General features: G+C 55.4%; 19 protein-coding genes. 10 read left to right on the top strand and 9 right to left on the bottom strand.

What is annotated here, in order from left to right; all coding sequences use genetic code 11:
* Nucleotide 1: 1 nt before the first annotated feature.
* On the bottom strand, nucleotides 2-880 hold the full coding sequence (gene dapA / locus PYR66_06330) for a 4-hydroxy-tetrahydrodipicolinate synthase (protein ID WEF29330.1): 879 nt from the start codon (nucleotides 878-880) through the stop codon (nucleotides 2-4).
* Nucleotides 881-1033: 153 nt separating this feature from the next.
* Between dapA and PYR66_06325 the strand changes: the two genes are divergently transcribed.
* Entirely contained in the window at nucleotides 1034-1603 is a 570-nt protein-coding gene (locus PYR66_06325; GenBank protein WEF29329.1) for a glycine cleavage system transcriptional repressor, read from the top strand.
* Between the two features lie 3 nt (nucleotides 1604-1606).
* A complete protein-coding gene (gene bcp, locus PYR66_06320) occupies nucleotides 1607-2077 on the top strand; it encodes a thioredoxin-dependent thiol peroxidase (protein ID WEF29328.1) in 471 nt (156 codons plus the stop codon).
* 75 nt (nucleotides 2078-2152) lie between these two features.
* On the opposite strand, the gene PYR66_06315 is transcribed toward bcp, so the two are convergent.
* The gene (locus PYR66_06315) at nucleotides 2153-3217 is read right to left on the bottom strand and encodes an AI-2E family transporter (protein WEF29327.1); all 1065 of its coding nucleotides are present in this window, start codon (nucleotides 3215-3217) and stop codon (nucleotides 2153-2155) included.
* A 223-nt stretch (nucleotides 3218-3440) separates the two neighbouring features.
* Between PYR66_06315 and bepA the strand changes: the two genes are divergently transcribed.
* From bepA to PYR66_06300, 3 genes are all read left to right on the top strand, one after another.
* Nucleotides 3441-4904 (top strand): beta-barrel assembly-enhancing protease, encoded by a 1464-nt coding sequence (bepA, locus tag PYR66_06310; protein ID WEF29326.1) that lies wholly within the window; start codon nucleotides 3441-3443, stop codon nucleotides 4902-4904.
* 9 nt (nucleotides 4905-4913) lie between these two features.
* The gene (arsC, locus tag PYR66_06305; protein ID WEF29325.1) at nucleotides 4914-5273 is read left to right on the top strand and encodes an arsenate reductase (glutaredoxin); all 360 of its coding nucleotides are present in this window, start codon (nucleotides 4914-4916) and stop codon (nucleotides 5271-5273) included.
* 135 nt (nucleotides 5274-5408) lie between these two features.
* A complete protein-coding gene (locus PYR66_06300) occupies nucleotides 5409-6332 on the top strand; it encodes an Rpn family recombination-promoting nuclease/putative transposase (protein ID WEF29324.1) in 924 nt (307 codons plus the stop codon).
* Here the strand turns inward: PYR66_06300 and PYR66_06295 are convergent.
* The 5 genes from PYR66_06295 to PYR66_06275 all read right to left on the bottom strand — a co-directional run bounded on the left by PYR66_06295 (nucleotide 6329) and on the right by PYR66_06275 (nucleotide 11657).
* A complete protein-coding gene (locus PYR66_06295) occupies nucleotides 6329-7030 on the bottom strand; it encodes a DnaA inactivator Hda (protein ID WEF30371.1) in 702 nt (233 codons plus the stop codon). The genes PYR66_06300 and PYR66_06295 overlap by 4 nt on opposite strands.
* A gap of 98 nt (nucleotides 7031-7128) precedes the next feature.
* Entirely contained in the window at nucleotides 7129-8415 is a 1287-nt protein-coding gene (gene uraA, locus PYR66_06290) for a uracil permease (GenBank protein WEF29323.1), read from the bottom strand.
* A 96-nt stretch (nucleotides 8416-8511) separates the two neighbouring features.
* On the bottom strand, nucleotides 8512-9138 hold the full coding sequence (gene upp / locus PYR66_06285; GenBank protein WEF29322.1) for a uracil phosphoribosyltransferase: 627 nt from the start codon (nucleotides 9136-9138) through the stop codon (nucleotides 8512-8514).
* Nucleotides 9139-9323: 185 nt separating this feature from the next.
* Nucleotides 9324-10754 (bottom strand): 6-phospho-beta-glucosidase, encoded by a 1431-nt coding sequence (locus PYR66_06280; GenBank protein ID WEF29321.1) that lies wholly within the window; start codon nucleotides 10752-10754, stop codon nucleotides 9324-9326.
* A gap of 9 nt (nucleotides 10755-10763) precedes the next feature.
* Nucleotides 10764-11657, bottom strand: coding sequence for an ROK family protein (locus PYR66_06275; GenBank protein WEF29320.1), 894 nt, complete (start codon nucleotides 11655-11657; stop codon nucleotides 10764-10766).
* 264 nt (nucleotides 11658-11921) lie between these two features.
* Here PYR66_06275 and purM point away from each other — a divergent pair, with 264 nt between their 5' ends.
* Both purM and purN read left to right on the top strand, forming a co-directional pair.
* The gene (gene purM, locus PYR66_06270) at nucleotides 11922-12959 is read left to right on the top strand and encodes a phosphoribosylformylglycinamidine cyclo-ligase (protein ID WEF29319.1); all 1038 of its coding nucleotides are present in this window, start codon (nucleotides 11922-11924) and stop codon (nucleotides 12957-12959) included.
* Nucleotides 12956-13597 (top strand): phosphoribosylglycinamide formyltransferase, encoded by a 642-nt coding sequence (purN, locus tag PYR66_06265; protein WEF29318.1) that lies wholly within the window; start codon nucleotides 12956-12958, stop codon nucleotides 13595-13597. Before purM ends, purN begins: the two co-directional genes overlap by 4 nt.
* Nucleotides 13598-13645: 48 nt before the next feature.
* Here purN and PYR66_06260 read toward each other — a convergent pair whose 3' ends face one another.
* Nucleotides 13646-14986 (bottom strand): glycosyl hydrolase family 28 protein, encoded by a 1341-nt coding sequence (locus tag PYR66_06260; GenBank protein WEF29317.1) that lies wholly within the window; start codon nucleotides 14984-14986, stop codon nucleotides 13646-13648.
* A gap of 420 nt (nucleotides 14987-15406) precedes the next feature.
* Here PYR66_06260 and PYR66_06255 point away from each other — a divergent pair, with 420 nt between their 5' ends.
* Both PYR66_06255 and PYR66_06250 read left to right on the top strand, forming a co-directional pair.
* The gene (locus PYR66_06255) at nucleotides 15407-16861 is read left to right on the top strand and encodes an MFS transporter (protein ID WEF30370.1); all 1455 of its coding nucleotides are present in this window, start codon (nucleotides 15407-15409) and stop codon (nucleotides 16859-16861) included.
* Nucleotides 16836-17933, top strand: a complete 1098-nt coding sequence (locus tag PYR66_06250) for a glycoside hydrolase family 88 protein (protein WEF29316.1) — start codon at nucleotides 16836-16838, stop codon at nucleotides 17931-17933. Before PYR66_06255 ends, PYR66_06250 begins: the two co-directional genes overlap by 26 nt.
* 5 nt (nucleotides 17934-17938) lie before the next feature.
* Here PYR66_06250 and PYR66_06245 read toward each other — a convergent pair whose 3' ends face one another.
* Entirely contained in the window at nucleotides 17939-19597 is a 1659-nt protein-coding gene (locus PYR66_06245; GenBank protein WEF29315.1) for a hypothetical protein, read from the bottom strand.
* Nucleotides 19598-19774: 177 nt separating this feature from the next.
* On the opposite strand from PYR66_06245, the gene ppk1 reads away from it, so the two are divergent.
* A complete protein-coding gene (gene ppk1, locus PYR66_06240; protein WEF29314.1) occupies nucleotides 19775-21835 on the top strand; it encodes a polyphosphate kinase 1 in 2061 nt (686 codons plus the stop codon).
* The last annotated feature ends 1 nt before the right edge of the window (nucleotide 21836 follow it).

Below are 21836 nucleotides of genomic sequence, written 5' to 3'. Positions count from 1 at the left end.
TCTACAGCAAACCGGCATGCTTCAGCGCTGCGGTGACCGCCTGAGTACCTGTTTCGGTAATCGGCGTCATCGGCAGGCGCAGCGTGTCGGTCGCTACAAGTCCCAACGCCTTACAAGCCCATTTGACTGGGATCGGGTTGGGTTCGACAAATAATTTTGTATGCAGCGGCATCAGACGCTGGTTAATCGCACGCGCTTGCGCAAATTGCCCCGCCATCGCCAGCCGGCACATGTCAGCCATTTCACGCGCAGCGACGTTCGCCGTTACGGAAATCACGCCGACGCCGCCAAGCTGGATAAAATCCATGCCGGTCGCGTCATCGCCGCTCAGCAGAATAAAGTCGTCTGAAACCAGCTCTTTGATCTGGTGAACACGACTTAAGTTCCCTGTTGCTTCCTTAATGCCGACAATATTTTTAATTTCCGCCAGACGGCCGACGGTTTCCGGCAGCATATCGCAACCGGTACGGGACGGCACATTATACAGAATTTGCGGCAGGTCAGTATGTTCAGCGATAGCTTTAAAGTGTTGGAACAGGCCTTCCTGGGTCGGACGGTTATAATAAGGGGTGACCGTCAGGCAGCCGACAACGCCGCTATCGTTGAAACGCTTGGTCAGGCTGATCGCCTCTGCGGTGGCATTTGCCCCGGTACCTGCAATGACTGGAATGCGGCCATCGGCCAGCTCGAGGGTCATCATCACCACGTCGCCGTGTTCTTCATGGCTTAACGTTGCGGATTCCCCGGTAGTCCCTACCGAAACAATCGCCGAGGTTCCGTTGGCGACATGGTAATCAATCAGTTTTTTCAGGCTTGACCGGCAGACATTACCGTTATCATCCATCGGCGTAACAAGCGCTACAATACTTCCCGTGAACATGGGCCATCCTCAGAGCAGAAGTGGGACAAGATTCTCAATGTTACGTTTGGTGCTGCAATAAAAGCAAGAGACCCAACGCCATCTGGGATGTTGTACGCTGGTTTTTTTTATGCTTTCCTAATGTTACCTCACCTTTTTAAAGGAAGAACAGGTTTGACAGCCTCATTACAACACTATCTGGTGATTACCGCTCTGGGCGCAGACCGCCCCGGCATCGTAAACACAATCACTCGCCACGTCAGCAGCTGCGGCTGTAACATTGAAGACAGCCGGTTGGCCATGCTCGGCGATGAGTTCACGTTTATTATGCTGCTTTCCGGCTCGTGGAACGCGATTAACCTGATCGAATCAACGCTGCCGTTAAAAGGAGCCGAGCTGGATTTGCTGATCGTAATGAAGCGCACCTCCGCCCGGCCGCCGCAGGCGATGCCCAATACCGTGTGGATCCAGGTAGAGGTACCGGACTCACCGCACATCATCGAGCGCTTTACCGCGCTGTGCGACACGTGGAATATGAATATCGCCGAACTGGTCTCCCGTACCCAACCAGGGGATGATAAAGACGCCGCTCAGCTATTTATTCAGATTACCGCTCACAGTCCTGCCTCGCAAAACACGACAAATATCGAGCAAGCGTTCAAAGCGCTATGTACAGAACTGAGCGCACAAGGCAGTATTAACATCGTTAATTATTCACAGCATGAAGAACAGGATGGAGTTTAACTAATGACCCCACTGAAAGCCGGTGATATTGCACCGAAATTTAGCTTACCGGACCAGGACGGCGAGGAAGTAAATTTAACCGACTTCCAGGGACAGCGTGTTCTGGTTTATTTTTACCCGAAAGCCATGACCCCGGGCTGCACCGTACAGGCGTGCGGTTTGCGCGATAATATGGACGACCTGAAAAAAGCGGGCGTGGAAGTTCTGGGTATCAGCACCGATAAACCAGAAAAGCTGTCCCGTTTCGCCGAAAAAGAGCTGCTGAACTTTACGCTGTTGTCTGATGAAGATCATCAGGTCTGCGAACAGTTCGGCGTCTGGGGCGAAAAATCCTTTATGGGGAAAACCTACGACGGTATTCACCGTATTAGCTTCCTCGTCGACGCCGATGGCAAAATCGAACATGTGTTTGATAACTTCAAAACCAGCAATCACCACGACGTGGTGCTGAACTGGCTGAAAGAAAGCGCGTAACGGTTGAATGAAAGATGCCGGGGGGTCATACCTCGCCCGGCATCTTTTTTGATCCTACCCGCGCAACCCTGCGCGTCAGTCGTCTTCGATAACCATCCCATCCGGCCAGGCATGCACCACCGCTTTAATCAGCGTGGCGAGCGGAATAGCGAAGAAGACGCCCCAGAAGCCCCACAGCCCGCCAAAAATCACCACCGATAGAATGATAACCAACGGATGCAAATTTACCGCCTCCGAGAACAGCACCGGCACCAACAGGTTGCCATCCAGCCCCTGGATAATCAGATACACCGCAAACAGGCTCCAGAACTCGGTGCCAGCGCCAAACTGGAACAGCGCCACGCCAACGACCGGAATGGTCACCACAAACGCGCCGATATAGGGGATCAGCACCGAGAAGCCTACCAGCACCGCCAGCAGCAACGAGTAGTTGAGACCAAAAAGGATGAAGCCGATCCACGTGGCGACGCCGACGACAATCATCTCCAGCACCTTACCGCGGATATAGTTGGTGATCTGCTGGTTCATCTCCTTCCACACCTGCCCCGCCAGGCCGCGATTACGCGGCAGGATACGACGCACGGCATTCAGCATCTGCTGCTTATCTTTTAGCAGGAAGAAGACCATCAGCGGCACTAACACCAGATAGACTGCCAGCGTCAGCAACCCTACCAGTGAGGCGAGCGAATACTTCACCACCGAATCGCCGACGGTCAACATACGATTGCGCATATTGTCGGCCATCGCATCAATGATACCGGCGTCCATCAGCGCCGGGTAGCGTCGCGGCAGCGTGGCGGCGAAATCAGAAAGCTTGTTGAGCATTCCCGGCATATCGCGGATGAGATTAATCCCCTGCTGCCAGGCCACCGGCATCACAACAAACGCCATCAGCAGTAAAATACCGACGAACAGCACCAATACCAGCGACGTCGCCCAGGTACGCGACAAACCAATACGCTCCAGGCGAATAGTCGGCCACTCCAGCAGATAGGCCAGCACGATGGCCACCAGCAGCGGCGCCAGCAGGCCGCTGAAAAAGAACATAATGCCGAAGCCAGCCAGCAAAATCACCAGCAGCGCTATCGCCTCCGGATCGCTGAATCGACGGCGATACCACTGCATTAACATCTCAAGCATAAAACCTTCCCTGAAGCGCAAATCGCAACAATCCGAAGAATTGTATCTAAGTGTCACAAAAAAGACTTCGCTTTTTATTGGCTACGCCACAAACAGACACAACTGTGCGAATATCATATTTTCAACGCTCTCAACGACAGCTAAACTCGCAGAGTCTGCGGTCCGGGAACATTAGGCCGCGCAATCGGTCAAACTGGCACACCCACATTACAGGACAGAGGTTATGTTCAGGCAGTTAAAGAAAACGCTGGTGGCCGCCATCGTCGCATCGCTGACGCTGGGGACGATATTACCTGCTGCTGCTGACTCGGCGGATACCCTGCCGGATATGGGCACCTCGGCAGGAAGCACGCTTTCCATTGGTCAGGAAATGCAAATGGGGGATTACTACGTGCGCCAGCTGCGCGGCAGCGCGCCGCTGATTAACGACCCGTTGCTGGTGCAATATATTAACGGATTGGGCATGCGCCTGGTCGCTCACGCTAACTCCGTGCGCACGCCGTTCCACTTTTATCTGATTAACAACGATCAGATTAATGCCTTTGCTTTCTTCGGCGGCAACGTGGTGCTGCACTCAGCGCTGTTCCGTTACGCCGATAACGAAAGCGAGCTGGCGTCGGTCATGGCGCACGAAATCTCGCACGTTACTCAACGCCACCTGGCGCGCGCCATGGAAGACCAAAAACGTAGCGCGCCGCTGACCTGGGTTGGCGCGCTGGGCTCAATTCTTCTGGCGATGGCCAGCCCGCAGGCGGGGATGGCGGCGTTGACCGGCACCCTTGCCGGCACGCAGCAAGGGATGATTAGCTTCACCCGGCAGAATGAGGAAGAGGCCGACCGTATCGGTATTCAGGTGCTGCAACGCTCCGGGTTCGATCCCCAGGCGATGCCCGCGTTTATGGGCAAACTGCTCGATGAATCACGTTATTCTTCCCGTCCGCCGGAAATGCTGCTGACGCACCCCTTGCCTGAGAGCCGTCTGGCTGATGCCCGTAACCGCGCCAACCAGATGAGCCCGGTCGTCGTCCAGTCCTCCGCTGATTTCTATCTCGCCAAGGCCCGTACCCTCGGTATGTACAACTCCGGGCAAAATAAGCTCGGTAGCGACCTGCTTGATGCCTGGTCGAAGGGAAATATCCGCGAACAGCACGCCGCGCAATATGGCCGCGCGTTGCTGGCAATGGAGAGTAACAGCTACGATCAGGCGCGGAAAACGCTACAGCCTCTGCTGAGCGCCGACCCGCAAAATGCCTGGTATCTTGATCTTGCCACCGATATCGATCTTGGACAGAAAAAGACCACTGACGCGATTAACCGTCTGAAAAACGCCAAAGAGATCCGCACGGATCCGGTGCTGCAGTTAAACCTCGCCAACGCCTATGTGCAGGGCGGGCAACCCGCTGAAGCCGCCACCATTCTCAATCGCTACACCTTTAATAATAAAGATGACAGCAACGGTTGGGATTTGCTGGCGCAGGCGGAAGCTGCGTTGGGTCATCGCGACCAGGAACTGGCGGCGCGAGCCGAAGGGATGGCGCTGGTTGGAAGACTCGACCAGGCTATATCCCTGTTGAGTGGCGCAAGTGCGCAAGTGAAATTGGGCAGTTTGCAGCAGGCGCGCTACGATGCGCGTATCGATCAGCTGCGCCAGCTGCAGGAAAGATTCCGCCCCTATCAGAAATCGTAAGGAGACCTCATGTCTGACGCGGTAAAAATTTATCACAACCCACGCTGTTCAAAGAGCCGCGATACGCTCAGCCTATTGAAGGCTAACGGCATCGACCCTGAAGTGGTGCTGTACCTGGAAACGCCGCCGGATGCCGCGACGCTGCGTCAGCTGCTTAAGATGCTGAATATGGTTAGCGCTCGTGAATTGATGCGCCAGAAAGAAGATCTGTATAAGTCGCTCAATCTCGCCGACCCGCAGCTCAGCGAAGAGGCGTTGATTAAAGCGATGGTGGATAACCCGAAACTGATCGAGCGCCCCATCGTCGTCAGCCACGGCCAGGCGCGCATCGGGCGACCGCCGGAACAGGTGCTGGAAATCGTCAATTAAACCTCACGCGCCGCCGGCCTTGCCCGCGGCGCAATTTTTCTCGCGGCTGCTTCCAGAATTGGCGCGCAAATCCCCGACGCCAGAATAGCGGTGCTACTGTCCGTCCATCACCTCTATCCACTGGACGGATTGCCAATGAAAAAAGCCCCTTCCACGCCGCATGACGCAGTATTCAAAACCTACCTCTCTCATCCGGATACCGCGCGCGACTTTCTGCAGATTTATCTTCCTGAACTGCTTCAGGAAATCTGCGATCTGCATACGCTACATTTAGAATCAGGCAATTTTGTTGAAGAAGATCTGAGACCTTACTATTCCGATATTCTCTACTCGCTGCAAACCACCGCTGGCGAGGGCTATATTTACGCCCTGATCGAACACCAAAGCAGCCCTGATCGACACATGGCCTTTCGTCTGATGCGCTATGCCGTGGCCGCAATGCAACGTCACCTTGATGCCGGACACGATAAGCTCCCGTTAGTAATCCCTATTCTTTTCTACCACGGTCTGGTAAGCCCCTACCCGTTCTCCATGCGCTGGCTGGATGAGTTTGCCGCCCCGGAGGTGGCAACCCACCTCTACCACGGCGAATTTCCGCTGGCGGATATCACCATCATACCGGATGATGAAATTGCGACCCACCAGCGCATGGCGACGCTGGAATTACTACAAAAACATATTCGACAACGCGATCTCGCGCAGTTACTCGACAAACTGGGCGCATTATTATTGACGGGATTAGCAACAGAAACACAGGTGCAGGCGCTGATGCACTACCTGGTACTGGCGGGCAACACCCACGAACCGGTAAAGTTTATTCGCGAGCTGGCGCGCCGTACGCCGCAGCACAAGGAGACGTTAATGACGATTGCTGAATATCTTGAACAGCAGGGACTGGAACGCGGACTCATTCAGGGTCGACAAGAGGGTCTAACGGAAGGCCGTAAAGAGGAAGCGCTGCGCATCGCCGCCGTGATGTTAAACAACGGCCTCGCTCCCGCGCTGGTGGCACAGTTGACGGGTTTGGCGGAACAGGAGCTAGCGCAACCTTCGGCTTAGAGCTTAAGGATCTCTTTAACGAACGGGATCGTTAGCTTGCGTTGAGCGGTAATCGACGCATGATCGAGCTGATCGAGGGTCATAAATAGCGAACGCATCTCGCGATCCAGTCGCTTAAGCAGGAAACGACAAACGTCTTCCGGCATCTCGAAGCCGCGCAGTCTGGCGCGCAGCTGCAACGCCTGCAGCTTGTCTTCATCCGACAGCGGTTGCAGTTTGTAGATCTGCCCCCAATCAAGACGCGAGGCGAGATCCGGCAGGCCAAGGTTCAATTGCCGCGGCGGGCAGTCGCCGGTGATCAGCAGGCGAGTTTTTCCGGATTCGAGAATTCGATTATAGAGATTGAAGATCGCCATTTCCCAGGGTTCATCCCCTGCCACGCATTCGATATTATCGATACATACCAGCGCCAGTTGCTCCATGCCATCCAGCACTTCCGGCACGAACCATGTACGCTTATCCAACGGCACATAACCAACGGCATCACCGCGCTGGGATAGCTCGGCGCAGGCGGCATGCAGCAGATGGCTACGCCCCGCGCCCTCGCGTGACCAGATATAGATGTATCCGCTGTGTTCCTGCCGCAGCACATTCTGGAGAGCAGCAAGTAGGGAAGGATTATCACCCGGCCAGAAACTCGCAAAGGTTTCGTCGTCAGGAAGATACAGTGGCAAAGAGAGCTGTGCCGGAGCGTTCAGATGGACCTCAACATAGGCTTACAGAAAAACGCGATGAGTTTAACACAGTTTTAGGTCAGGAGAGAACCGGGCAGGATCGCTGCCCGCTCTCAGGATCGTTATTTTGCTTCTTCGCTATCCGCGGCATCCAGAACCACTTCTTCCGGACGCAGGACGTTGATCAGCTTGAAGATCAGGCTCAGACAGATGCCGACGATAGTCGCCAGCGCCATCCCTTTCAGCTCCGCCGCGCCAATATGCACTTTCGCGCCGCTAACGCCGATAATCAGGATAACCGAGGTCAAAATCAGGTTTTGCGCTTTGCTGTAGTCGACTTTCGATTCGATCAGCACGCGGATACCGGAAGCTCCGATCACCCCGTACAGCAGCAGAGAGACGCCGCCCATCACCGGAACCGGGATAATCTGAATCGCCGCCGCCAGCTTGCCGACGCAGGAGAGCAGAATAGCGATAATCGCCGCGCCGCCAATAACCCAGGTACTGTATACGCGGGTAATCGCCATCACGCCGATGTTTTCGCCATAGGTGGTGTTCGGCGTCGAGCCAAAGAAGCCGGAGACAATGGTCGACAGACCGTTGGCAAACATCGAACGGTGCAGGCCGGGGTCGCGAATCAGATCGCGCTTGACGATATTAGCCGTCACCACCAGGTGACCGACGTGCTCGGCGATAACCACCAGCGCGGCAGGCAGAATTGTGAAGATGGCGAACCATTCAAAACGCGGAGTATAGAAGGTGGGCAAGGCAAACCAGTGCGCTTCGGCGATCGGCGTGGTATCGACAACGCCCATCACAAAGGAGAGCGCATAGCCCACCAGCACGCCAATAAGAATCGGGATAATCGCCAGGAAACCGCGGAACAGCACAGAACCAAAGACCGTCACCCCCAGAGTGACCATCGAAATAATAATGGTTTTGCTGTCAGGCGACTGGCCGTCAGCGGGCAGCAGACCGGCCATATTCGCCGCGACGCCAGCCAATTCAAGGCCGATAACCGCAACGATTGCGCCCATCGCCGCCGGCGGGAACATCACATCCAGCCAGCCGGTACCGGCTTTTTTGACAATAAAGGAGACGATGCAGAACAGCACGCCGCACATAATGAAACCGCCCAGCGCCACTTCATAACCCAACGGCAACAGCAGCAGCACCGGGGAAATAAAGGCGAAGCTTGACCCCAGATAGGCCGGAATTTTGCCTTTACAGATAAAGAGGTACAGCAGCGTACCGATACCGTTAAACAGCAGCACGGTAGCCGGGTTGATATGAAACAGGATAGGCACCAGAACCGTTGCGCCAAACATGGCGAACAGATGTTGCAAACTAAGCGGGATTGTCTGTAAAAGCGGCGGTCTTTCACTCACCCCGATAGCACGGCGCGTCATAATGTTTTCCTCTGCGAGTCGTTTGTTATTTGTTGTGGGCGTGATTTATTCAAAAAAAAGCCGACTATCAAAGTCGGCTTTTTATCACTTCATCATTTACTTGGTACCAAAAATCTTATCACCGGCATCGCCGAGGCCCGGAATAATGTATCCGTGCTCATTGAGGCCCTGATCGACGGACGCGGTGTACAGCTCCACGTCAGGGTGCGCTTTCTCCAGCGCGGCAATGCCTTCCGGCGCCGCAACCAGAACCAGCACCTTAATGCTGGTGCAGCCCGCTTTTTTCAGCAGGTCGATGGTCGCGATCATTGAACCGCCGGTTGCCAGCATAGGGTCAACCACCAGCGCCATACGCTCATCAATGTTAGAAACCAGCTTCTGGAAGTAAGGTACCGGCTCCAGTGTTTCTTCATCGCGGTAGATGCCGACAACGCTGATACGCGCGCTCGGCACGTGCTCCAGCACGCCTTCCATCATACCCAGACCGGCACGCAAAATTGGCACCACGGTAATTTTCTTACCTTTGATCTGCTCAACTTCAACCGGGCCGTTCCAACCTTCGATGGTCACTCGCTCGGTCGCGAGATCGGCGGTTGCTTCGTAGGTCAGTAAGCTACCAACCTCTGAGGCGAGTTCACGGAAGCGTTTAGTACTGATGTCATGCTCACGCATCAGGCCCAGCTTGTGTTTGACGAGTGGATGTTTCACTTCCACGATCTTCATTCTCTTTCTCCTCTGAGGGGCAGCCACAAAAAAAATCGCCGGATTATACCGCTTTTTGCGGATTGCGCCATACCCATCTTGCTTGACGTATATCAAACAAAATGATTTAGAGACAAAAAAGCCGGAGACGAGCTCCGGCTTAGGATGAGGTGTCTTACCGGGCGGCGCTAACGCTTACCCGGCAATTATAGACGTTCGCCGTTACTGGCAATGACCTGCCGATACCAGGCAAAAGATTTTTTTCGGCTACGGGCCAGCGTGCCGTGACCTTCGTTATCTTTATCAACAAAGATAAATCCGTAGCGCTTTTTCATCTCGCCGGTGCCGGCGGAGACCAGATCGATGCAGCCCCACGGGGTATACCCCATCAGATCGACACCGTCTTCCACCACCGCCTTTTTCATCTCAGCGAGATGCGCGCTGAGATAATCAATACGATATGAGTCATCAACGCTACCGTCAGCTTCACGCACGTCGATAGCGCCGAAGCCGTTCTCAACGATAAACAACGGCAATTGATAGTGATCCCAGAACCAGTTGAGCGAATAGCGCAGGCCGACCGGATCAATTTGCCAGCCCCAATCGGATTTCTTCACGTACGGGTTGGAAACCAGGCTGGTGCTTTCGTCATAATCCAGCTGCGGATTATCCTCAGTCGCTTTAGTGGCAAACGACATATAGTAGCTAAAGCCAATATAGTCGACACCGCCCTGCGCCAGCGCCTGCCGGTCCTCCTCGGTAATATCCAGCTTAAATTCGCGACGCTCGAAGTAGTTGAGCAAATGCTGCGGGTAACGGCCGCGCACGTGAACATCGGTAAACCAGTAACGACGGTGCATGGCGTTCATCGCCATCATCATATCGTCCGGGGCGCAGGTCAGCGGGTAGATAGGACACATGGCGATCATGCAGCCTATCCGTAGGGCCGGATTGATGTCGCGCGCCGCCTTCACCGCCAGGGCGCTGGCCACCAGCTCATAGTGGGCCGCCTGATACATCACCGGCTCACGGTCTTCCCCCGGCTGATACTTCAGCCCGGAATTAGTAAAGGGGGCGAAATCTTCGTGGAAGTTGGCCTGGTTGTTGATCTCGTTAAAGGTCATCCAGTATTTCACTTTATGCTGATAGCGGGTAAACACCACCGTGGCAAAACGCACGAAGAAATCGATCAGCTTACGGTTACGCCACCCGCCATACTCGGTCACCAAATGGTAAGGCATCTCGAAGTGAGAGAGCGTAATGACTGGCTCAATACCGTATTTCAGACACTCATCAAACAGATCGTCATAGAATTGCAGGCCCGCCTCGTTGGCTTCCAGCTCATCGCCCTGCGGGAAAATACGCGTCCAGGCGATAGAGGTACGGAAACATTTGAAGCCCAATTCAGCGAACAGCGCGATATCTTCTTTATAGCGGTGATAAAAATCAATCGCCTCATGGTTAGGATAGTTATAGCCGGGCAACACGCCGTCGGTGATGGTTCGCGGCACGCCGTGGGCGCCAGCGGTCATCACGTCAGCCACGCTAATTCCCTTGCCCCCTTCCTGCCAGCCGCCCTCCAACTGATGCGCCGCGACCGCGCCGCCCCACAGAAAACCTTCTTTGAATCCGGACATATGCTCTCCCTATAGACGATCGCCGTTGGGCGAATGAGATTGCTGATTAAAGTGGTAAACCGCGCCGATAAGCCCGGCATCGTTGCCGTGGCTGACGATATCGAGATAGTCGGCGATGCCGAACCAACTCAGGTGTTCACGCAGCAGCGTCAGGAACCCCGGGCGTTCAACAATGCCGCCGCCGATAAAAATGGTCTGCGGATCGAAAATATTGACCAGGTTATACAGGCCACCGCCGAGACCGTTGAGGAATTCGGCCACCAGCCGCTGGCACACGGCGTCGCCGGTACCAAAGCGGTCGAAAATCTCCTCGCCGCTGACTTCCTCCAGCGCGCGGCCAAGGTGCTGCGCATAACGCTGACGCAATACGCGCAGGGTACAGTTTTCATTCATCGAGTAGCAGCGGGGATCGCGCGCGCCGGAGCGCTCGGTTTGCATATAGCCAAATTCGCCGGCGCGAAAACGCGCGCCGTGCACCAGTTGGTTATTGCAAAAGATGGCGCCGCCAATGCCGGTGCCGATGGTTAGCACCAGAAAGTTCGCCATCTCGGCGGCTTTTCCCTGCCAGCGCTCGGCAAGCAGCACGCAGTTGGCGTCATTTTCAATCGCCACCGGCAGCCCGGTTTTCGCTTCAAGCCAGCTTTTAATCGCAAAGTTATCGAACTGGCGGATAGCCCCGCCCATGGCGATAAAACCGGTATGTGGGTTAACGTAGCCGGGGGCGCTAATCGCGATCCCCTCACAGGCCGGGTGACTGGCGATCCACGCCAGCATCGCGTCCAGGATCTGCTTACCGTCGCTATGAGCGATCGGCTGCTTTCCCTTTTCCAGTATCGCGCCCTCGCGCGATAGCACGCCCATCTTTAGCGCCGTACCGCCAATATCGAATGCGGCGATATTCATTTTCGACTTCCCTCCCCCTCCCTATTTAAGGTCCTGAATTATCGCTTAACGATAAAAAGAAACCGGTTTCAGTGGCATGATGGACATTCGTATAAGGTGAGGCAAGCAGAAGACTGTACCCGGTTTCATTTTCGTGAACAGTATCAAATTTGTACATCTATAGGGTATTTTACGCCGACGCTAAAGCAGGCTCGCAAACGTTTGCTTTCCCTGTTAGAATTGCGCCGATTTTTCTTGCTACCGCAAATGTGTGGAGACTTCGCAGTGACCGATAAAACCTCTCTCAGCTATAAAGATGCCGGCGTGGATATTGATGCAGGCAACGCTCTCGTCGACCGTATTAAGGGCGTGGTGAAGAAAACCCGTCGCCCGGAAGTGATGGGTGGACTGGGCGGATTCGGCGCGCTGTGCGCTCTGCCGCAGAAATACCGCGAGCCAGTGCTGGTCTCCGGTACCGACGGCGTCGGCACCAAGCTGCGTCTGGCGATGGACCTTAAACGTCACGACACCATCGGTATCGATCTGGTCGCTATGTGCGTCAATGACCTGGTCGTCCAGGGCGCCGAACCCCTGTTTTTCCTCGACTACTACGCGACGGGTAAACTGGACGTCGACACCGCAGCCAGCGTCATCAACGGCATCGCCGAAGGCTGCTTACAGTCCGGTTGCGCGCTGGTGGGTGGCGAAACGGCAGAAATGCCGGGGATGTACCACGGTGAAGACTACGACGTCGCTGGTTTCTGCGTCGGCGTGGTAGAAAAATCAGAAATCATCGACGGCAGCAAAGTCGCTGACGGCGATGTGTTGGTCGCGCTCGCTTCCAGCGGCCCGCACTCTAACGGCTACTCGCTGGTACGTAAGATTATCGAAGTCAGCGGCGTTGACCCGCAAACCGCCGACCTCAACGGTAAACCGCTGGCCGATCACCTGCTGGCGCCGACCCGCATCTATGTCAAATCCGTGTTGGATCTGATTGCCAACGTTGACGTGCACGCTATCGCCCACCTGACTGGCGGCGGTTTCTGGGAAAACATTCCGCGCGTACTGCCGGACAACACCCAGGCGGTGATCGACGAGTCTTCCTGGCAGTGGCCGGAAGTCTTCAACTGGCTGCAAACCGCCGGTAACGTCAGCAGCCATGAAATGTACCGCACCTTTAACTGCGGCGTCGGCATGCTGGTCGCGCTGCCGGCAGCCGAGGCGGATAAAGCCATCGCCCTGCTGAACGAGAAAGGTGAAAACGCGTGGAAAATCGGTTATATCAAGGCATCCGATTCCGAACAACGCGTGGTCATTGAATGAAAAACATTGTGGTGCTGATTTCCGGTAACGGCAGTAATTTGCAGGCGATTATCGATGCCTGCGCCCGGAAGCAAATCAACGGCACCCTGCGTGCGGTATTTAGTAATAAGGCCGACGCGTTCGGCCTTGAACGCGCCCGCGAGGCCGGTATTCCGGCCTTTGCGTTGTCGATGAAAGCCTTCGATAGCCGGGAAGCGTTCGATCGCGAGCTGATGCAGCAAATCGACGCCTTCCAGCCTGACCTGGTGGTGCTGGCAGGCTACATGCGCATCCTCAGCCCGGCGTTCGTCGCCCGCTACCAGGGGCGATTACTGAATATCCACCCTTCTCTGCTGCCGAAGTATCCGGGGCTCTATACTCATCGTCAGGCGCTGGAAAACGGCGACGACGAACACGGAACCTCAGTGCATTTCGTCACCGATGAACTCGATGGTGGGCCGGTCATTTTGCAAGCCAGAGTGCCGGTCTTTGCGGAAGATAGCGAGGATGACGTCACCGCCCGCGTTCAGGCACAGGAGCACGACATCTACCCGCTGGTGGTGAGTTGGTTTGTTGATGGCCGCCTGCGCATGGAAGCTAACCACGCCTGGCTGGATAACCAAAAACTACCGCCACAAGGCTATGCCGCCGAAGAATAAGTTTGTCGCGCCCCGGAGACATCGCCGGGGCAATCCCCTGTTCCCCTTTTAGCTGACGCTATTTTCCAGACACAACGCCTTCGCATTCCAGCGTGTCGGCAGCGGCACAGGGCGCTGATAATCGAACTCACGCAACGTTAGGCCTGCCACACCGTTGGCATACAGTACCGGCAAACCGCCGGGATACGGTTCCACTCCCCAAGCGCGGCCGCTTTGCGGATTCAGACACCAGGCGTTATCCATCCCCATCCCGGTCGGCGACTGCGGATTGCACGGCGGGCGTACATCGTAAAACCCTTGTTCCGCCGCCGGATTCGCCTTCTGGGTAAGCTGCACGCCGTCAAACAAAATGCGCTGGATCCTGCCGGGTGTTTCACTGTGCAGATTTATCGCGCCTTCACACTCGCCAACCAGCCCGCGAAACTGGATCTGCGAGATCTCACCGGGCTCAATCGCCGGATCGCGACGGCGTGCGGAAAGAAATACCGGATCCGCCTCGCCCCAGTGACAGGCCGGCGCGCTGACGCAATCAAACGTAATGGCGCTAAAGACCATGCGCCGCAATCGCCCGCCGTCACGGGATATCAGACCGATTCCGCGATTGGAGTCAAAAATGGCGCAGTTACTCACCAGCACATCTTCTATATCCTGCCAGGTTTCAGTGCCGATTTTAAAGGCGCAGCTTTTCGAGCGCAGCGTACAGTTGACGATGGTCACCTGCCGCAGCGGGCGCTGAATCCGCGCAGGCTTGGCGGTCGTTTTCAGACAGATGGCGTCATCCGCAGCGCTGAAATAGCTATTCGCGATATGTACCTGCTGGCAGCTGTCGATATCCAACGCGTCGGTATTCGCCATCGTCAAATCGTTATCGACGGTAACGCCATCGATCGCCACGCCAATGCAAGAGACCAGATGGATAGTCCACATCGGCGCATGGCGTACGGTGATATTCTCCAGCCTCACCCGACGGCAGTCCTCCAGTAAAATAATGCGCGGGCGCGCCGCGATCGGCGTGCGATAGCCCATCTCATCGACGCTTTCGGAGAACCAGCCGTCGGCGCTACCGTAAATCTCGCCGCCGCCGCAGATCGTAATATTCTGCGCATCCAGGGCATAAAGAAAGGCGCGGTCTGAGCACTCTGCCCGGCTCAGCGCGGTTGCCTGCGCAAAGTCATCATAGTTTTCACTGACGATAAGCTCGGCCCCCGGCGACAGCCACAGACGGGTATTCGATCCTATCCGCAAACCGCCGAGCGCGTACCTGCCGCTATCAACGACCAGCGTGCCGCCGCCGGCCTGCGCCAGTTCGTCCAGCGCCTGCTGAAAGAGTTGGGTATCGGGAGTCACGCCATCCGCATGCGGATGACGGTGCGAAAGTTGAATGTTCATAGCATGTCCTGAGAAACAACGGAGACGCTATCTCAACATCCCTTCCGGGGACCGCGTAGGGTGGAAATCGGAGTCGCAAGAATATCTGCAGGCCGTTTCACATTCGCCTCTATGGCCGGCAATAAAACGTGATAGCACACGCAAATTTAATGTCCTGCCAAAACGAAAATCACGCTTTTATCACAATTCCGCGTCTCTTCAGTCACGGGAAATGTGAGAACTATCACGAGATTTATTTCATTTACTCGCCATTTCGCATATCGCTCGCAGATCGGCGCGAAAAGCGCTCAAGCAGGATTTTCACCTTCTTTCCCCTCTTTTACTGTGCAACCTCACTTTCCTTATACAAGAGAAATTCCAATGACGAGGACAGTAACCCCACAACGAGAAGTCAAAACCCGCAACATCCTCTGCTGGGGGATGGGCGATATTTTTGGCAGCGGCGCGATGACCATCACTGGCCTGTGGCTGCTCTACTTTTATATCGAGGTCGCCGGGCTATCGCCCGCGGCGGCGGCCTCTATTTTCGCCATCGCCAAGATTTGGGACGGTATCACCGACCCGGTAATGGGTTACATCACCGACAATATTCGCACTCGCTGGGGGCGGCGGCGGATCTTCTTTATTCTCGGCGCGCCGCTGTCGCTCTGTTTCGCTCTGATGTGGATAAGTGGTTTTGGCTATGCCTGGTATCTTGGCACCTACCTGCTGTTCAGCACCGTCTTCACGCTGCTGATGGTGCCTTACGATACGCTGCCAGCCGAGATGACGACACGCTACGATCTACGCTCGAAGATGTCCGGGGCGCGGATGCTGTTCGCTCAGGCGACGGCCTTTCTCGCCGCGCTAATTCCCGGGCAGATCATGGCTCATGTCGCCGATAAATCGCAGGCGTTTATCTATATCGGAATTATCTTTGCGCTGCTTTTCGCCCTGCCGTGGATCTTCGTCTGGCGAGGTACCTGGGAACGCGACAATCTACCGCCGCCGCAGACGCAACAGGGGTTGGGTAAAACCCTGCGTTCGCTGTATCGGGAAATGGCCTCGACCTTCCGCCTGCGCACCTTCCGCATCCATATCATGATGTACGTCGGCGGCGCGGTGGCGCTGGATATTTTCGGCTCCTTATTTATGCACTACATGACCTACGTGTTACGCGTCGGCACCTCGCTGGCCTCACAGGCGATGAGCCTGATGACGCTCTTTCAGTTCTTCGCTATCCCCTTCTTCACCTGGCTGTGCATCCGCATCGGCAACAGCAACGCCTATAAACTGGCCATCACGCTGATTATCTGCTCGTTGCTGTGGTTCAGTCAGCTCACCGCCGCTTTCAGCCACCTTTCCTGGTTGCTGCTTGGCGGTGCGATGGTGATGGGTATCGCTCGCGGCGGTACCTATTTGATTCCCTGGAACGTCTACAACTTTTTACCGGATGTCGATGAAGCCTATACCGGCGTACGGCGCGAAGGGATTTACGCTGGCGTCATGATGCTCACGCGCAAATTCTCCCAGGCGCTGGCGCTGTTTATCGTCGGTCTGGCGCTGGAAGCGTTTGGCTTCACGAAAGGCGCGGCGGCGCAGAATACCGCCGCCCTCAACGGCATCTGGTGGGTGTTCCTCGTCGGCCCCGGTCTGCTGGCAATCCTGGCGATGTACGGCGCTTTTCATTTCCGCTTAAACCAACCACGCCATCAGATCCTGATTAACGAACTGGAACGACTGCGCGCCGGCGGCCACCCGCAGGATGCCAGTCCGCAGACTCGCGACACCATTGAGTTGCTTACCGGTCACCCACACAACAACAGCCACTGGCAGCACGCTGCCGCCCGCTCACCGCAAGGAAGTCATTATGTCGCAGAAAATCAACCGTCCTGAAACCCTGCAGCTTATCGACGCGCTGATCGATAACCTAACCGCAATTACCGACGATAGCGGCCAGTATCTGCAGCGGCTGGAGGATGGACGGGTGATCGATACCAAAAGCTGGGAAGGCTGGGAGTGGACGCACGGTATCGGCCTGTTTGGACTGTTTCGCTACCAGCAGTTAACCGGCTCTCCCCGCGCCCGTCAGCTTATCGACGACTGGTTCAGCACCCGCTTCGCCGAAGGTACACCGGAGAAGAATATCAACACGGCTTGTCCGTTCTTAACGCTGGCGCTGCGCTATCAGCAGGAACCGCGCAGCGACTGGCGAGCCTACCTGGAATGCTGGGGAGACGCCATCTACCGCCAGATGCCGCGCACCGATGAAGGTTGCCTACAGCATGTCACCTACGAGAACACGCATCATCAGCAGATTTGGGATGATACGTTGATGATGGCGGTGCTGCCGCTGGCCATGCTCGGCAAGATGTTTGATAAACCACGCTGGGTAGAAGAAGCCAAATTTCAGTTTTTGCAGCATCTGCACTATTTGAGCGACCGCCAGAGCGGCCTGTGGTTTCACGGCTGGCATTTCGAGGGCAGACACCATTTCGCCGGCGCCCTGTGGGCCCGCGGCAATAGCTGGATCACGCTGGCAATCCCGGAGCTGCTGGAAATGCTTAATCTTGACGAACATGACGCTTTTTACCGCCAGCTGCAAAATACGCTACGGATTCAGGTCAGCGCGCTTGCCCGCTACCAGGGCGAAAACGGGCTATGGCCAACGCTACTCAATGACCCGGAGAGCTATCAGGAAGCTTCGGCAACGGCGGGATTCGCCGCCGGCATCTTCAAGGCCGTACGTCTCGGCTACCTCGACGAGACGTTTTTACCGGTTGCCGAACGGGCCTGGCGGGGCATTGTCGAACATATCTCGCCGCAGGGGGAACTGATGCAGGTGTCGTTCGGCACGGCGATGGGCAACGACCTCGACCACTACCGTAACATCACGTTGACCGCCATGCCCTACGGCCAGGCAATGGCGATGCTGTGTCTGGTGGAAGCGCTGCACCGTACCCTGTAGTATCGCTACCTGAGCGCCGTCAGCTCGGTGCTCAGGCTATTCGCCAGGCTGCGCACCCGACCCGGATCGAACATCACGTAGAACGCTGGCGACGCCTCGCTCATCTGCTGACAGAGCGTTTCCATTTCCGATGCGCAACGATACAGCGCCTGCACGTTGATATGGCAAATCTCCCGCATGCTCCAGCTGTTTTCCACCTCGCGAGCGAAATGCAAGGTGAAAAAGGCTTTCTGCGCATGAGTAAACAGCTGGCAATAGAGCGCTAAACCCTGCCATTCTTCACGCCACTGACGCGCCAGCGCGGCGGGGAAATCCGCCGTTTGAGCAAACGCCAGCGCCTCTTCGCATAAACGTTGCGCACTGCTTGCCACGTCATCTTTTTCTTGCGCAATTTGCGTGAGGTTAGCCATCGACTTTAGCGGATCGTCACGAGTGAAATGAATATCCTGCGCCGACCCCGGCAGCCAGTGGCTGCGCGCCAGTTGACCATACAGGCTCCATACCGCCTGGCCGTAGCTTTCCGGCAGTTGACTATGGCGATGGAAAACATGATCGCGTACATAAATCGCCTGATAAAGCGTCTGCGTCGCCTGCTCAAGGAACTGCTGGAACTGCCGAGCCATGCTTGTTTGCGGGCACCAGCCGTAGCGCTGCGCCAGCCACTGTCCGAGCAGTTGCTGCTGATTCTTTGCCGCCCCTTCCCCTAATAGCTGGCTGCAGGCAAACAGGTTGCATTCGCTTAGCGTACCGGGGATCCAGTGATTATCGATACTTTCCCAACTGGCTTTGCAGATAGCGCCGGTAATGCGCGGGTTCCGACTCTGGCACCACAGCAGCCTCCCCTGCAGTTCATCAATCCGCAGAAACGGCATTACCCCCCATCCCACTTCCTCGCCGGCAAGATCAATATCGACCCACACATCCCGCGCCTGCACCGCCAACAGCGCCGGATTATTGGGGAATGCAGGCCAGAAACGTTCCGGAGTGAGTTTAATCGATACCGATACCGCAGGCGGTAACGGCTCAATGGCGTCCAGTACCGTACCAAGATCGTCATTGCTGGCCGGGAAAACCCGCAGCACCAGATGCTTATTTTGCGCCGCCACCGCCTGGCTTAAGGCGTTAAAGCAGCGGCGATAGAGAACGAAACTTTGCGCCGGCTGGCGGCCATCGTTCTTTTGCGTGTCCCACTGCGGACGGGAGATCGGCAATAAACCGTCGGTGCTGGAGAGCGCGATAATCAGGCCGGTAAGCGCCGGGACGCCCAGGCATACCGCACGCACCTTGTCGGTCAACCAACGGCTCCAGAAATCGACATCGAAACGCACGCCGCGCGGATTATCCAGCAGCTCCGGATGCGCTAACAACAGTTCAGTGGGAAAACCGAGCTCTTTCGCCTGCAGATAAAACCGCAGTCCCTGCTCGCGACAGCGCAGCGCCAGGCGGTTGAGATAGATACAGCGCGCGCGTTGCTGGCTCGATAGCCGATCGTTGTAGTCGAACGGCGTATAACCTTGCGGAGAAACCAGTTTGCCAAACAACTCCGCCTGACCAACTACCACGGTATTAAAATCGTGCTCAATCGCGTATTCAATCAACCGACAGGCCGACGACCAATCCCAGATATCCTGATTGTTAAGCTCCAGCGCCCGCGTTTCCCACATCGTTTCGCCCTCCATTTTGCCGATGATTGAACATAACGTAAGCAAACGAACGCGTCCGCTTTTTCCGTACATCTTATTGAAAGAAAACTGTCACATTGCTTTGACATAGTTGGACATTCAATGGCAAAGCTCGCCATAATGAAAAAGCGACGTCAATGATCCGGAGTGTGAGTTGTAATGGGCCAGGAAAAGCTATACATCGAAAAAGAACTCAGCTGGTTGTCCTTTAACGAGCGCGTACTTCAGGAAGCGGCGGACAAAAGCAACCCGCTCATCGAGCGCATGCGCTTCTTAGGAATTTACTCCAACAACCTCGATGAGTTTTACAAAGTGCGTTTTGCGGAACTTAAGCGGCGCATTCTTATCAGTGAAGAACAAGGCAGTACCGCCCATTCCCGTCACCTGTTAGGTAAAATTCAGGCTCGTGTGCTGAAAGCAGACCAGGAGTTTGATGGTCTCTACAATGAACTGCTGCTGGAAATGGCGCGTAATCAGATCTTCCTGATTAACGAACGTCAGCTTTCCGTCAATCAGCAGTCCTGGCTACGTAACTACTTCAAACAGTATCTTCGCCAGCATATCTCGCCAATTCTGATTAACCGCGAAACGGATCTGGTCCAGTTCCTGAAAGATGACTACACCTATCTGGCGGTGGAGATTATCCGCGGTGATACCATCAACTACGCGCTGCTGGAAATTCCGTCCGATAAGGTTCCACGCTTTGTGAACCTGCCGCCGGAAACGCCGCGACGCCGCAAACCAATGATTTTATTAGATAACATCCTGCGTTACTGTCTGGATGATATCTTCAAGGGCTTCTTTGACTACGATGCCCTTAACGCTTACTCGATGAAAATGACGCGTGATGCCGAGTACGATCTGGTACACGAAATGGAATCGAGCCTGATGGAGCTAATGTCCTCCAGCCTGAAACAGCGTTTAACCGCCGAGCCGGTACGTTTTGTTTACCAGCGCGATATGCCGGATGCGATGGTGGAAATGCTGCGCGATAAGCTCTCCATTTCCAACTACGACTCAATGCTGCCAGGCGGCCGCTACCACAACTTTAAAGACTTTATCGGCTTCCCGAATGTCGGCAAAGCCAATCTGGTCAACAAACCGATGCCGCGCCTGCGCCATCTGTGGTTTGATAAATTCCGCAACGGCTTTGATGCCATTCGCGAACGTGACGTGCTGCTCTACTATCCGTATCACACCTTTGAGCACGTACTCGAACTGCTGCGTCAGGCGTCGTTCGACCCAAGCGTACTGGCGATCAAAATCAACATCTACCGCGTGGCGAAAGATTCGCGGATCATCGATTCAATGATCCACGCCGCCCACAACGGTAAAAAAGTCACCGTCGTCGTCGAACTGCAAGCCCGCTTCGATGAAGAGGCCAATATTCATTGGGCCAAGCGTCTGACCGAAGCTGGCGTACACGTCATTTTCTCGGCGCCAGGGCTGAAAATTCACGCTAAGCTGTTCCTCATTTCGCGCAAAGAAGGCGATGAGGTGGTGCGCTATGCCCACATCGGCACCGGCAACTTCAACGAGAAAACCGCACGTATCTACACCGACTACTCGCTGTTAACCGCCGATGCGCGTATCACTAATGAAGTGCGTCGCGTGTTTAACTTCATCGAGAACCCGTACCGACCGGTCAATTTCGATTATCTGCTGGTGTCACCGCAGAACTCGCGCCGCCTGCTGTATGAGATGATCGATCGTGAAATCGCTAATGCGCAGAATGGTCAACCATCCGGTATTACGCTTAAATTAAATAACCTGGTCGACAAAGGGCTGGTGGACAGGCTGTATGCCGCGTCCAGCTCGGGTGTACCGGTGAACCTGCTTATCCGTGGGATGTGCTCGCTGATCCCTGGTCTTGAGGGCATTAGCGAAAATATTCGCGTCATTAGCATCGTTGACCGTTTCCTTGAGCACGATCGGGTCTATTGTTTTGAAAACGGCGGCGATAAGCAGGTGTGGTTATCCTCTGCCGACTGGATGACGCGTAATATCGATTATCGTATCGAAGTCGCCGCGCCGCTGCTGGATCCGCGTCTGAAGCAGCGCGTATTGGATATTTTCGATATCCTGTTTAACGATACCGTAAAAGCGCGCTATCTTGATAAAGAACTGAGTAATCGCTATGTGCCACGCGGCAATCGCCGTAAAGTGCGCGCACAGATGGCGATTTACGATTACCTCAAATCACTCGAACAACCCGATTAAC

Origin of the sequence: Klebsiella aerogenes, from assembly GCA_029027985.1 — a bacterium.
Taxonomy (GTDB): domain Bacteria; phylum Pseudomonadota; class Gammaproteobacteria; order Enterobacterales; family Enterobacteriaceae; genus Klebsiella; species Klebsiella aerogenes_A.
This window is presented reverse-complemented; position numbering and strand designations above follow the sequence as displayed.